The sequence below is a fragment of the Paraburkholderia dioscoreae genome (assembly GCF_902459535.1).
GTDB classification, from domain to species: Bacteria; Pseudomonadota; Gammaproteobacteria; order Burkholderiales; family Burkholderiaceae; genus Paraburkholderia; species Paraburkholderia dioscoreae.
On record NZ_LR699553.1, the window covers coordinates 759458 to 772442 of the forward strand.

General features: G+C 63.9%; 14 protein-coding genes. 11 read left to right on the forward strand and 3 right to left on the reverse strand.

Annotation, left to right across the window (positions count from 1 at the left end; translation table 11 throughout):
• Positions 1-5 precede the first annotated feature (5 nt).
• Positions 6-287, reverse strand: a complete 282-nt coding sequence (locus PDMSB3_RS03485; RefSeq protein WP_165184677.1) for a hypothetical protein — start codon at positions 285-287, stop codon at positions 6-8.
• Positions 288-384: 97 nt separating this feature from the next.
• On the opposite strand from PDMSB3_RS03485, the gene PDMSB3_RS03490 reads away from it, so the two are divergent.
• The 3 genes from PDMSB3_RS03490 (at position 385) to groL (ending at position 3331) form a co-directional block, all read left to right on the forward strand.
• Positions 385-525 (forward strand): hypothetical protein, encoded by a 141-nt coding sequence (locus PDMSB3_RS03490; protein WP_165184680.1) that lies wholly within the window; start codon positions 385-387, stop codon positions 523-525.
• An 820-nt stretch (positions 526-1345) separates the two neighbouring features.
• Entirely contained in the window at positions 1346-1636 is a 291-nt protein-coding gene (gene groES, locus PDMSB3_RS03495) for a co-chaperone GroES (protein ID WP_007178996.1), read from the forward strand.
• Positions 1637-1690: 54 nt separating this feature from the next.
• Positions 1691-3331: a chaperonin GroEL gene (groL, locus tag PDMSB3_RS03500; protein ID WP_165184682.1), complete on the forward strand. Its 1641-nt coding sequence runs from the start codon at positions 1691-1693 to the stop codon at positions 3329-3331.
• Between the two features lie 187 nt (positions 3332-3518).
• Here the strand turns inward: groL and PDMSB3_RS03505 are convergent, their stop codons facing one another.
• A complete protein-coding gene (locus tag PDMSB3_RS03505) occupies positions 3519-4379 on the reverse strand; it encodes a hydroxymethylpyrimidine/phosphomethylpyrimidine kinase (RefSeq protein WP_165184685.1) in 861 nt (286 codons plus the stop codon).
• Positions 4380-4669: 290 nt separating this feature from the next.
• Between PDMSB3_RS03505 and PDMSB3_RS03510 the strand changes: the two genes are divergently transcribed.
• The 8 genes from PDMSB3_RS03510 (at position 4670) to PDMSB3_RS03545 (ending at position 11975) form a co-directional block, all read left to right on the forward strand.
• On the forward strand, positions 4670-4840 hold the full coding sequence (locus tag PDMSB3_RS03510) for a rubredoxin (RefSeq protein ID WP_007178992.1): 171 nt from the start codon (positions 4670-4672) through the stop codon (positions 4838-4840).
• A gap of 269 nt (positions 4841-5109) precedes the next feature.
• Entirely contained in the window at positions 5110-6522 is a 1413-nt protein-coding gene (locus PDMSB3_RS03515) for a hypothetical protein (RefSeq protein ID WP_165184688.1), read from the forward strand.
• Positions 6523-6821: 299 nt separating this feature from the next.
• Positions 6822-7400, forward strand: coding sequence for a YqgE/AlgH family protein (locus PDMSB3_RS03520; protein WP_007178990.1), 579 nt, complete (start codon positions 6822-6824; stop codon positions 7398-7400).
• Entirely contained in the window at positions 7397-7837 is a 441-nt protein-coding gene (gene ruvX, locus PDMSB3_RS03525; RefSeq protein WP_165184691.1) for a Holliday junction resolvase RuvX, read from the forward strand. Before PDMSB3_RS03520 ends, ruvX begins: the two co-directional genes overlap by 4 nt.
• On the forward strand, positions 7824-8378 hold the full coding sequence (gene pyrR, locus PDMSB3_RS03530) for a bifunctional pyr operon transcriptional regulator/uracil phosphoribosyltransferase PyrR (RefSeq protein ID WP_165184693.1): 555 nt from the start codon (positions 7824-7826) through the stop codon (positions 8376-8378). The genes ruvX and pyrR overlap by 14 nt, the downstream gene beginning before the upstream one ends.
• Positions 8379-8585: 207 nt before the next feature.
• Complete coding sequence (locus PDMSB3_RS03535) at positions 8586-9611, forward strand: aspartate carbamoyltransferase catalytic subunit (RefSeq protein ID WP_134456999.1); 1026 nt, start codon at positions 8586-8588, stop codon at positions 9609-9611.
• A gap of 122 nt (positions 9612-9733) precedes the next feature.
• Positions 9734-11014 carry a dihydroorotase gene (locus PDMSB3_RS03540; RefSeq protein ID WP_165184696.1) on the forward strand — a complete coding sequence of 427 codons (1281 nt, stop codon included), beginning with the start codon at positions 9734-9736 and terminating at the stop codon, positions 11012-11014.
• Positions 11015-11087: 73 nt separating this feature from the next.
• Positions 11088-11975 carry a lysophospholipid acyltransferase family protein gene (locus tag PDMSB3_RS03545; protein WP_165184699.1) on the forward strand — a complete coding sequence of 296 codons (888 nt, stop codon included), beginning with the start codon at positions 11088-11090 and terminating at the stop codon, positions 11973-11975.
• A 21-nt stretch (positions 11976-11996) separates the two neighbouring features.
• Here the strand turns inward: PDMSB3_RS03545 and PDMSB3_RS03550 are convergent, their stop codons facing one another.
• The gene (locus PDMSB3_RS03550; protein WP_165184701.1) at positions 11997-12875 is read right to left on the reverse strand and encodes a symmetrical bis(5'-nucleosyl)-tetraphosphatase; all 879 of its coding nucleotides are present in this window, start codon (positions 12873-12875) and stop codon (positions 11997-11999) included.
• Positions 12876-12985 lie beyond the last annotated feature (110 nt).

Genomic DNA, 12985 nt, shown 5'->3' on the forward strand with positions numbered 1-12985 from the left:
CAGCATCAAAGTTGATGTTTCAACAACGGTTGGTTTCGCTGCGCCAACAGCTGGCGGATCTGGGCAAGATAGTCATCGCCGACCGTGCAGTCTTCAACAGGCCGGCTATGCTGACGAGGCGGTGGTGGACGTACGCCGAGATAGCGGCACACCGCGGACAGGTACGGTTTGCCGTTGCCTCCCAGATGTCGCGCAGCAGCGGCCACGCGCACGTCTCCGACATGCTTGCGCAACCACTCAAGCGTTTCGCGGTCACCGTCGTTCAAGATGCGGATGAGCTGGTTCATGGCCGATCCTGTATATAAAAACAGTACTGTTAATTTATACAGTATTTAGCCGGGATGCAAGTCAATTCGCAGAATGTTGGACCTGTGGAGAGAGAAGATGGCGATCAAGGTCGATGCGCAATTGGTGGTGGGGCAAGCAGTGGCGGCTGACGCTGGTGGCGCCGGTGGTGGCGATCTGGTTGCTGCGCTTCGTTTTATGCAATTTGTTATTCGTGCAGCGGCGAATTGTGGGCGGTGACTCTCGAGAGCGCGTCTCAGTGAGGGCGGCGAGACACTAGGCAACTCATGGTCCGGTCGATACTGCGGCTAACCATGCGATCAACACGTAAAGTGTCAAGCCAGCACCAAGTGCGGCAAACTTTGCAGCGCGCATTAGGGATTTCTCGTGAGTCGTTGAGCCGATTGCCATTAAACCGGGAAGACAGCCTACGCGACCTGCAGAAAGAGCAATTGCCTCGGTGGCAAAATGCGCGCTTCGCCGAAGGCTGGTCGAGCCCCAGGCTCAGCAACGACGAGTTGAGCGTAATCGCGCGTCGTATGGCCGAATGACCTCGTCGCAGGGTGCTCGTCAATCGCCTTCATGATTGTTATTACGGCGAGCAACGTCGACAAGTTTCGCGTAGTTACCTTCGGTCGGCCGTCGCGTCGACTGGCGAACAATTTGAGTAAGGGGTTTCCCTGGGTGGCGGGAACCACTGCACCGGGCGAACGAATGCAGCCAGATAGGGCGTTGCGTCGCATTGTGCTGCAGTCGTACTGTGCATACGATGCCGTGAATAGGTGGATTTTTCTGTAAGTAGTTGTTTTTTATATAAATAGTCTGCCGAGGTTGTGGCCGGGCACGGCTCGCGAGTTCGAACTTAAGTGAACAAAGTTCAAAACCAGGCGAATCTCGGCACGAAGTTAAGTGAATCCCCGCCGCCATCCCTTCTTGAATTTGTCACCACCCGTCCATATAATTAGCACTCGCTGCACGAGAGTGCTAACAACATCGCCGGCTGGCTCAGCCAGCCGGGTTTTCTCAGCGTTCTTCAGTCTCAATCAAGAGAGGAGTATGTATGAACCTTCGTCCTTTGCATGATCGCGTGATCGTCAAACGTCTGGATCAAGAAACCAAGACTGCGTCGGGCATCGTGATCCCCGAAGCCGCAGCAGAAAAGCCGGATCAAGGCGAAATTCTGGCAGTCGGCCCGGGCAAGCGTGACGACAAGGGCGCTCAGATCGCGCTCGACGTGAAGGTTGGTGACCGCGTCCTGTTCGGCAAGTACGCAGGCCAGACCGTCAAGGTCGACGGCAACGAACTGCTCGTGATGCGCGAAGAAGACATCATGGCCGTGGTGCAGAAGTAAGCGCAAGCCGCTACTTTTCCCGGTCATATCCCAGAGAATTCAAGGAGTTAGAAGATGGCAGCTAAAGACGTCGTATTCGGTGATTCCGCCCGTGCCAAGATGGTTGAAGGCGTGAACATTCTCGCGAACGCTGTGAAGGTCACGCTGGGCCCGAAGGGTCGCAACGTTGTGCTGGAACGCAGCTTCGGCGGCCCGACGGTCACCAAGGACGGTGTGTCGGTCGCGAAAGAGATCGAACTGAAAGACAAGCTCCAGAACATGGGCGCGCAAATGGTCAAGGAAGTCGCTTCCAAGACCAGCGACAACGCAGGTGACGGCACCACGACCGCAACGGTCCTGGCTCAGTCGATCGTCCGCGAAGGCATGAAGTACGTCGCATCGGGCATGAACCCGATGGACCTGAAGCGCGGTATCGACAAGGCTGTATTCGCAGCGATCGAAGAACTGCGCAAGATCAGCAAGCCATGCACGACCAACAAGGAAATCGCACAAGTCGGCGCGATTTCGGCAAACAGCGACTCGTCGATCGGCGATCGTATCGCTGAAGCCATGGACAAGGTCGGCAAGGAAGGCGTCATCACCGTCGAAGACGGCAAGTCGCTGCAAGACGAGCTGGACGTTGTCGAAGGTATGCAATTCGACCGCGGCTACCTGTCGCCGTACTTCATCAACAACCCGGACAAGCAGGTTGCCGTGTTGGAGAACCCGTTCGTGCTGCTGCACGACAAGAAGGTGTCGAACATCCGTGATCTGCTGCCGGTTCTGGAACAGGTCGCCAAGGCTGGCCGTCCGCTGCTGATCATCGCGGAAGACGTCGAAGGCGAAGCGCTGGCTACGCTGGTGGTGAACAACATCCGCGGCATTCTGAAGACCGTTGCTGTCAAGGCTCCGGGCTTCGGCGATCGTCGTAAGGCCATGCTGGAAGACATCGCGATCCTGACCGGCGGTCAGGTCATCGCTGAAGAAACCGGCCTGACGCTCGAAAAGGCAACGCTGGCCGAACTGGGTCAAGCAAAGCGTATCGAAGTGGCCAAGGAAAACACCACGATCATCGACGGCGCAGGCGAAGCGGCCAACATCGAAGCACGTGTGAAGCAGGTTCGCACGCAAATCGAAGAAGCTACGTCGGACTACGACCGTGAAAAGCTGCAGGAACGCGTTGCCAAGCTGGCAGGCGGTGTTGCAGTGATCAAGGTCGGCGCTGCCACCGAAGTTGAAATGAAGGAAAAGAAGGCACGTGTCGAAGACGCACTGCACGCAACGCGCGCAGCTGTGGAAGAAGGCATCGTTGCTGGCGGCGGCGTCGCGCTGATCCGCGCACGTACGGCTATCGCTGGTCTGAAGGGCGCTAACGCCGATCAGGACGCAGGTATCAAGATCGTGCTGCGCGCAATGGAAGAGCCGCTGCGTCAGATCGTCACGAACGGTGGCGAAGAAGCCAGCGTCGTGGTGGCAGCAGTTGCTGCTGGTCAGGGCAACTACGGCTACAACGCAGCAACCGGCGAGTACGTCGACCTGGTCGACGCTGGTGTTGTCGACCCGACGAAGGTGACGCGCACGGCGCTGCAAAACGCAGCTTCGGTGGCAGGTCTCCTGCTGACGACCGACGCAGCTGTTTGCGAACTGCCGAAGGAAGATGCACCGATGGCCGGCGGCATGCCCGGCGGCATGGGCGGCATGGGCATGGACATGTAATTCCGGGTTGGGCCTCATTGCGAGGCTCGCGAGGGAAGACATGGGGAAGTGCGCTGAAAGGCGTGCTTCCCAAAGAAAAAACCCGCAGACATTGCGGGTTTTTTTGTGGGCGCTCGCCGCAGGCTGAAGCGCCCGGATCAGAAGGCGCGGCCGGCACTCCTGCGGCCGGCGCACCTCGTGCAAGCTCTCAGTGCCGCGCTTCGCCTGGCGCTGCGTCCTTGCCCGCCGCCGGCGGCGTTTCGTCGTCGCTGCTGCGCGCCCAGAAGAACCGGTCTGGCATATACGCGCCCATGCCCGGCCGGAACGCGTTACGCACGGCCTGATACAGATATTCCTGCGCCTCGCGCACGGCTTCAGCCGGATCCTGGCCGTTGGCCAGCAACGCGGCGATAGCCGACCCCAGCGTATCCGTCAGCCCCATGATCCGATGGCTGCCACGGTCCCACATGTCCTGGCGCAACTGGCCGTCTTCGCTGAACAGCGTGTTGACATGCCGGTGCGTGCCGGTTTCCGTTGACAGAATATATTCGCAGCCTTGCGACAGCAGATGCGAGATGGCGGCGTCGAGGCTCGGCGCTTCGGCGTCGCCGTCCGGTTGGGCGAGCGCGAGCAGCGTGGTCGCGTCGGCGACCAGCAGGGTGGTTTGCGGCGCGAGCAGATCGGCGATCGCTTCGCGCAGTTCGTCGGCGGAGAGCACGTGCTCGTCGTCGAGCGTGAAGTCGGGGGCGAGAATCAACGGGATGTCGTCGTAATCGGCCACGACCTCGGCAATCGCACTCACGACTTCCGCGCGCGTGCAGGCGCCCACTTTGAACGCGGCGATCGGCATGTCTTCGAGCAGCATCCGGGCCTGGGTCGCGACCACTTCGGGGTCGAGGCCGGTGACTTCGTCGCAGCTCGCCGAGTCTCGCACGGTGTAGCCCGTGAGCACGGAAACCCCGTGGCAGCCCATGCTGGCAAGGGTCATCAGGTCGGCTTGCAGGCCGGAGCCGCCGGTGGGATCGGAAAGGCCGAAGGTGAGGACGATCGGAGGCGTGTCGCTGGGCATGAAGATTGACTAAAAGAGGCTGAATTTGGGCGCAGAGGGTGCGCAATCGGCTCAATTATGCGGCCTAAACTGCCGCTGGGGCGTTTTTTTCGCATCCCGCCACGCATTGCGGTGGACAGGCGGCGGCCGGGCGCGGCATCGCGCCGCGATCGCTGTGACGGCCGCCGCAAACGGCATGGCCAAAGGCCGTCGCAGGCTACGATTGCGCGTTTCTGACTGCTAGGCATTAGGGCGGCAACACGGTACCATCATGGCTCCCGTTTCCACGGACTCTACGACGCGACACAAGAATGGAATATCAAAGCTGGATGTGCCTGATTTGCGGCTGGATTTACGACGAAGAAGCCGGTTTGCCGGAGGAGGGCATTGCGCCGGGCACCCGCTGGGAAGACGTTCCCATCAACTGGACCTGTCCGGAGTGCGGCGCGCGTAAGGAAGACTTCGAGATGGTCCAGATCTGAAGCGCGGAGGGCGGCCGGCATGCCGGTCCGGGGCTCGTGCCGCGTACCCAGGCGCGGCGTCGGCACGGTGTTTCGCGGCCGGCGTGGCGCGCCGGACCGAATGCGCCGGGTACGCTCCGGGTTCTGCCCCGATGTGTCCACGCGGAACATCCTCGCTCGCGCTGTGTCGCAACGTTAGTCTGTCATTGTCCTGTCGCCGGTTCGCGCGTTAGCCGATCAGTTGGCGCGCGTCGCGAAGCGACGGCCCGTCAGCTTCGTGTCGTCTGCCCATGACCCTTCGATCCGCTGCACCCGTTTCCTTCGATGCCTTGCCGAATCCGCGCGGCGGCGCTGTCCGTCCCGCCGAACTCGCGTTGGCCGAGGCGTTGCTGGCGTTCGAACAGCACAGTGAGAGCACCTCGGCGCTGCTGCGTGCGTCACATGCATTGCGCGGAGCCGGCTGGCTGAGCGCGCAGCGCTTTGCCGACGCGCTGGTGCGGCTCTCGCCGCTCGCGGCGGGCGACCCGGCCGAGGCGGCAAGCGCGCGGCCTGTGTTCGGCGCGGCTTTGCGCGACTTCCGCGCCGCGCTCGAGCGTCACAATCTGCGCGAGCTGTCCTGCTCGCCCGTGCTGTTCGATCATTACCGGGCGCTCTGCGGGCATTTGTCCGAGCACACACCCGGTTCCACCGTCGCGTTCGAAGATCTCGCGCTGACCGCGCGGCCGGTGCCGCCGGTGTCGCTGCATGCGAGGTCCGCCGACCAGTTGGCTCATCTGCGCGCACGCTATGAGCGTGCATTGTTGCCGGTGCTGCGCTCGCAGGCCGATACCGGCAGCGCGGTGGCGCTCGCCGTCACCAACGCGGCGCTTGACGAACTGGACGCCGTTTCCAGCGAACTTGCCGGCCCGGATCCCTACGATTTCTGGCGCCTCGCCAAGGCCTGCGGCAAGGCTTTGCGGGCCGGCGGCCGCGCCGCGGGTGAAACCGACGCGCGGCGTTTCTATGCCCGTTGCAACCTCGCGCTGGCCGACCACGCGCGCGGGATCGAGCTTGCGCCGCGCTCTCTCGTGCGTGCAACGTTGGCGCTGCTGTGGCGCGATTACGCCCTGTTCGGCGCCGCCGCGGAAGATGCCGATCAGGTGGAACTGCTGCACGACTACGGCTTGACGGTCGACTGGCACGTTGCGGGTACCCAGGCATCGGAAATGCTTTGGGAAGCGGGAGCGTTGCAGGCCCAGGCCGTCAGCGCTACTCGCGGCGCACTGACGCGCGAATTGGGCGTGCTGACCGTCAATGCGAACGCGTACGAAGATTTCCTGCAGACGGCGGACGCCTCGATCGGCGCGTTGACCGAGCATGCCCGTGCGGCCGACCAGCCTGAGAAAGCCGATCCCAGCGAAGCACTGCAAGCGGGCGACGCCGCCTACCGGCTCGGCTCCGCCGCGTGCGCGCTGGGCCTCGGCCACGTTGCGCTGCTGGCCGACGCGCTGGGCCTCGCGTGGCGGCGTCGCGCGCATGCCGGCGTGTCGACGCCGGCGGTGCGCGCGCATGTGATCGTGGGCGCACCGGCGGCGAGCACGCTCGAACAGGCCGCAGAGGCCTTGCGTGCCACGCTGCACAAAGTCGCCGCGGGCGTCGCGCCGCCCGGCGGCAACGCCGCGCTGGCAGCGTTGACCCGTTCGATCGAACAGGGCGGCGCATAAGCGGCATTCGCGCGAGGCGGCCGTTCGCCGAACCCTGCGTGGGCCGCGGGTGGGCCGCGTATGAGCCGCACGTGACCCGTATCTGAGCCGGCGGCAACGGACTGCCATCACACAACCCGGGCGGCCCGCAACAGCCGTGCCGCAAAACAGCGCGAACCCGCACGGTGGCGAGCGCCCGCGTGCGTGATAGAGTGCAACTTGATTCGCCGTCGATGGCTCGCGGCTCGCTTCATGGCACACATCGCGGTTCCACGCTCAAAGCCCCGCCATCCTGCATCGTCTTTGCTAAAATCCGAACTATGTCCAAGAGTACCGATCGCATCAATCTGACCAACCAGTTCCTGATCGCCATGCCGAACATGGCGGATCCGACGTTTTCAGGAACGGTGGTCTACCTTTGCGATCACAGTGAGCGCGGCGCGCTCGGCCTCGTGATCAACCGGCCGACCGATATCGACCTGCAAGCGCTCTTCAGTCGCATCGATCTCAAGCTCGAGATCGAACCCCTTCTCCATGTGCCCGTATATTTCGGCGGCCCGGTGCAAACCGAGCGCGGCTTCGTGCTGCACGATCCGAAAGACGGCAACGCGTACACCTCGTCCATGTCGGTGCCGGGCGGTCTCGAAATGACCACGTCGAAAGACGTGCTCGAAGCCGTGGCGAGCGGCACGGGGCCCGAACGTTTCCTGCTCACGCTCGGCCATGCCGGTTGGGGCGCGGGGCAGCTCGAAGAAGAAATCTCGAAAAACGGCTGGCTGACGGTCGAAGCCGACCCGAAAATCGTTTTCGACGTGCCAGCCGAAGAGCGTCTCGAAGCGGCCTTGGCGCTTCTCGGCATCAACCTGTCGATGCTCTCGGGCGAAGCAGGTCACGCATGAGCCTGGCGGCCGGACGTGAGGCGACGCTGCTTGCGTTCGACTATGGTGAAAAACGCATTGGTGTGGCGGTCGGCAATTCGCTGACGCGTAGCGCGCGGCCGCTCGTGATCGTGCAGAACCGCAGCCGCGAATACCGGTTCGAGGCGGTCGGCAAGCTGATCGTCGAGTGGAAACCGAACGCGCTGGTGGTCGGCTTGCCGATGCATCCGGACGGCACGCCGCACGAAATGACGCAACTCGCGAAGCGCTTCGGCAATCAGCTGAACGGCCGCTTCAATCTCCCGGTCACGTGGATCGACGAACGCTATTCGTCGGTCGAGGCGAAGGCGGAGATCCGCGCCGGCAACGGCCGCGCCGACATGCTCGACGCCGAAGCCGCCAGCATCATCCTCCAGCAATATCTAGACGGACTTTCCGACGATCATGAGTTCCATTGACGCCGAAGCGCTCTATCGCGCGTTGTTCGACCAGATTCGCGCGGTATATGGCGACAGGCTCGGCGCCGCGCAGGACGGCAACGAAGGCGCCGTGCTGGCCGGCATCTACAGCGGCGGCGCGTGGCTCGCCGAACGGCTGGCGCGCGACCTGAACCTGCCGGGCTTCGGCGTGGTGAACGTGGCGCTGCATCGTGACGACTACGCGAAGAAAGGTCTGCACTCGCAGGCGAGCCCGACCTCGCTGCCGTTTTCGGTCGACGGCCGCCGTATCGTGCTGGTCGACGACGTGCTGTACACCGGCCGCACGATTCGCGCGGCGGTGAACGAACTGTACGACTACGGCCGCCCGGCATCGGTCGATCTGGCGGTGCTCGCCGATCGCGGCGGGCGCGAATTGCCGGTGGCGGCACGCTTTGTCGGCGGCGTGGTGGACATTCCCGCTGACGCCACGCTCGTGCTGGCCCGCACCGGAAGCAGTGAGGCGGACGGCACGCCCGGTTCGCAGCGTTTCACTTTTCACACTGAAGCACGCGTCGATTGAGCGCGGCGATATGCGCGAGGCGCATATCGCGCCCGCTCCGCGATTGGCGCGTCGGCATCGGCATCACATCGAGCCGTCAAGCGCCGCGCGAAAAAGATTGGTCGAGCCGGTCACCGCAACGTCGCGCGAATGCCGGCCCGGCATCGTCACACGCCGTCAGCATCGACACCGGTCACGTTGAAGCCCGTATTTGAAGCAGGTACATCCATGAACACCGCCACCCAGGCTCCCAAGGATTCCGCCGATAGCGCCGCCGAGCGCTTCCGTTATGGCTTCCTGAAGGGCAACCCGCAGCTCACGAAAAACGGCGAGCTGAAACATCTGTTGTCGATCGAGGGTTTGCCGAAGGCGATCGTCAATCACATTCTCGACACCGCCGACCAGTTCGTCAGCGTGACCGATCGCGAAGTGAAGAAGGTGCCGCTGCTGCGCGGCAAGTCGGTATTCAACCTGTTCTTCGAGAACTCGACGCGCACCCGCACCACTTTCGAGATTGCCGCGACGCGTTTGTCTGCGGACGTGCTCAATCTGAACATCAACGCGTCGTCGACCAGCAAGGGCGAATCGCTGCTCGACACGATCAACAACCTCTCGGCGATGCACGCCGACATGTTCGTCGTGCGCCATGCATCGAGCGGGGCGCCTTATCTGATCGCCCAGCATTGCGCGCCGCACGTGCACGTGATCAATGCCGGCGACGGCCGTCATGCGCACCCCACGCAGGGGCTGCTCGACATGTACACGATCCGCCACTACAAGAAGGACTTCACGAAGCTGCGCGTGGCGATCGTCGGCGATATTCTGCATTCGCGGGTCGCGCGCTCGGACATCCATGCGCTGACCACGCTCGGCGTGCCGGAAGTGCGCGCGATCGGTCCGCGCACGCTGCTGCCGGGCGGCCTCGAACAGATGGGCGTACGCGTGTTCCACAATCTCGACGAAGGCCTGAAGGACGTCGACGTGATCATCATGCTGCGTCTGCAGAACGAACGGATGAGCGGCGCGTTGCTGCCGTCGGCGCAGGAGTACTTCAAGAGCTGGGGCTTGACGCCTGAGCGTCTCGCGCTCGCCGCGCCCGATGCGATCGTGATGCACCCAGGCCCGATGAATCGCGGCGTCGAAATCGATTCGCAGGTGGCCGATGGTCCGCAGTCGGTGATTCTGAACCAGGTGACGTTCGGTATCGCGGTGCGCATGGCGGTGATGGGGATCGTGGCGGGCAATCACGACTGATCTCTCAGGCAGCAGAGCGGCGTCACGCGACAAGCGGCACACGGCGCCGCGAAAGCACAGTACGAACGCGCGGCATGGCACGCGCAACGTAGCTGAACACTAGGCTGAACATAAGGCAGCGCATGAAGATTCATATTCAAGGCGGCACGCTGATCGATCCGGCAGCGGGCACCGAACAGCAGCAGGACATTTTTATCGCAGCGGGCAAGATTGCGGCCATCGGCAACGCGCCTGCGGATTTCAACGCGGCGAAGACCATCGACGCCCAAGGCCTCTGTGTCATGCCGGGTCTGGTCGATCTGTCCGCGCGTTTGCGCGAGCCGGGCTATGAACACAAGGCGACGCTCGAGTCCGAAATGGCCGCGGCGCTCGCCGGCGGCGTGACGAGCCTCGTCTGTCCGCCGGACACCGATCCGACGCTCGATGAACCCGGCCTCGTCGAGATGCTCAAGTTCCGCGCGCGCAATCTGAACCAGGCGCATGTGTATCCGCTCGGCGCGCTGACGGTCGGCCTCAAAGGGCAGGTCATCACCGAGATGGTCGAGTTGACCGAGGCGGGTTGCATCGGCTTTTCGCAGGCCGACGTGCCGGTGGTCGATACACAGGTGCTGCTGCGCGCGCTGCAATACGCGAAGACCTATGGCTATACCGTGTGGCTGCGTCCGGTGGACGCGTATCTCGGCAAGGGTGGCGTGGCCGCGAGCGGCGCGCTGGCGTCGCGGCTCGGGCTGTCGGGCGTGCCGGTGTCGGCGGAAACCATCGCACTGCACACCATCTTCGAACTGGTGCGCGTGACCGGCGCGCGGGTGCATCTGTCGCACGTTTCGTCGGCGGCGGGCATTGCGCTGATGCGCGCGGCGAAGGCCGAGGGCCTGCCGGTATCGTGCGACGTCACCGTGAATCACGTGCACCTGATCGACCTGGACATCGGCTACTTCGACGCGCAGTTCCGGCTCGATCCGCCGCTGCGCCAGCAGCGCGATCGCGAAGCGATCCGCGCGGGTCTCGTCGACGGCACGATCGACGCGATCTGCTCCGACCACACGCCGGTGGACGACGACGAAAAGCTGCTGCCGTTCGCCGAAGCGACGCCCGGCGCGACCGGGCTGGAGCTGTTCCTGTCCTTGACGGTGAAGTGGGCGGACGAAGCGCGCGTGCCGCTCGCCAAGGCGTTGAACCGCATCACCACGGCGCCTGCCGACGTGCTCGAACTGGACGCGGCGGGCCGTATCGCGGTGGACGGCGTGGCCGATCTCTGCGTCTTCGATCGCAACGCGCATTGGCGCGTCGAGCCGCGTGCGCTGAAGAGCCAGGGGCACAACACGCCGTTCCTCGGCTACGAACTGCCGGCGCGTGTGCGTGCGACGATCGTGTCCGGTCACGTTGCATTCGAACAGCGCTGATGGACGCGGCGTTGCCGCGCCTGTTGTCCAGTAAATTGGCCGGCTTGCTGGCCAGCCAGGGAACGCTCCGACCATGAAGCTCGCGTTACGCAAGGCCCGTCTCGTCGTTCATCTGCTGCACGGCATGTGGACCGTGGCGACGCGCTTTCCCAAAGCCAGCGCGGACGTGCGTCACACGCTCAACCGCGAATGGTCGCTGAAAATGCTGCGCCTGTGCGGCATGCGGCTTGTCGTGCATAACGACAGCGCGCGGCTCGATCGCGGCGCGCTGGTGGTCGCCAACCACATCTCGTGGATCGACATCTACGTGATCAACGCGTGGCGTCCCACGCCGTTTGTCTCGAAGGCCGAGATCCGGCAATGGCCGGTGGTCGGCTGGCTCGCGCAGCAACTGGACACGGTGTTCATTCAGCGCGAGAAGCGCAGCGACGCGAAGCGGATCATGCATGAACTGTCCGACCGCCTGGGCGCGGGCGAGTTGATGTGCGTGTTTCCCGAGGGCACCACGTCCAACGGTCTCGCGGTGCTGCCGTTTCACGCGAACATGTTTCAGGCGGCCGTGTCGGCGTCCGTGCCGGTGCAGCCGCTGTGCATCATGTATGAGGACGCGCAGGGCCGGCAATCTACCGCGCCGGCTTATATCGACGATCTGTCGCTCGCCGATTCGCTGAATCTGCTGCTGCGCGGCGGCCCGCTGACCGCGCATGTCTATGTCGGTGCGCCGCTGGCGCCGGGCGCGGACCGGCGTACGCTGGCGGCGGAAGCGGAAGGCGTGATCGTGGCCGCGTTACGGCAGATGCAAAGCGGCACGGCGATTAGCGGTTCGGTCATGGCGGAGCGGGTCGCTACACCCGCGCCTGCGGCGACGCGGAGCGAACCAGCCGAGCAGGTCAACCAGGCCAACCAGGCGGGTCAGGTCGATGAGGTCGATCAGATCGATCAGTCAGGGCGTTCGGCCTAGCGGCCGGCTGGCTTGTTGCGCCTAGTTGCCGCCGCCCGGTGCGCGGCAGTTTTCGCAACCCACCTGCGTCAGCGTGCGTTCCGCGGGGTTTTGCGCAAGACGCACGGCGGACAGTTTTTCGCCCCACACGCAGCCCGAATCGAGGCCGATCAAATTGTCGCGCAAGGTCAAGCCGAGCGCGGCCCAATGGCCGAATACGACCGTGACGTCGGCGGTCTTGCGTGACGGCACATCGAACCACGGCATGCAACCGGGCGGCGCCGCGTTCAGGCCGCCGCTGCTGCTGAAATCCATCACGCCTTCGGCGGTGCAGAAGCGCATTCGAGTCAGCGCGCTGCAGGTCAGGCGCAGGCGCTCGATACCCTTCAGGCCCGGCTTCCAGCGGTTCGGCTCGTTGCCGTACAAACCGGCGAGCGTCTCTTTCCAGTTCGGCGCGCGCAGGGCGCGGTGCAATTCGTCGGCGAGTTCGAGCGTCATGGTCACATCCCACTGCGGCAGAACGCCCGCATGCACCATCAGCATGCCGTTGTCGAAATGCGCGAGCGGACGGTGGCGGACCCAGTCGAGCAGGTCGGCGGCATCCGGCGCGGCGAGAATCTCGTCGATCGTGTCGCCTTTCTTCGACTTGCGAATCCCCGCCGACACCGACAGCAGATGCAGGTCGTGATTGCCCAGCACCGGCACCGCGCGCTCGCCCAGCGCGATCACGTCGCGCAGCGTGGCGAGCGATTCGGCGCCGCGGTTGATCAGGTCGCCCGCGAACCACAGCGGCGTGCCGGCCGGCGGCGCGGCCTTGGCGAGCAGTTGCTGGAACGGCGTGCGGCAGCCTTGCAGATCGCCGAAAGCGAGCGGGACGAGGTGCTGACCGGAAAGAGCGGAAGACGAAGTGGCGGGTGTCATCAAGGAAGTGAGTGCGGTTTGATACACGCTGTTACGCACGAGGCGTGCCGCGTTGGGCGGTGCAGCATACTAGCGTGACATAATAGCCCGTTTGAAGTGCTCATATCGCG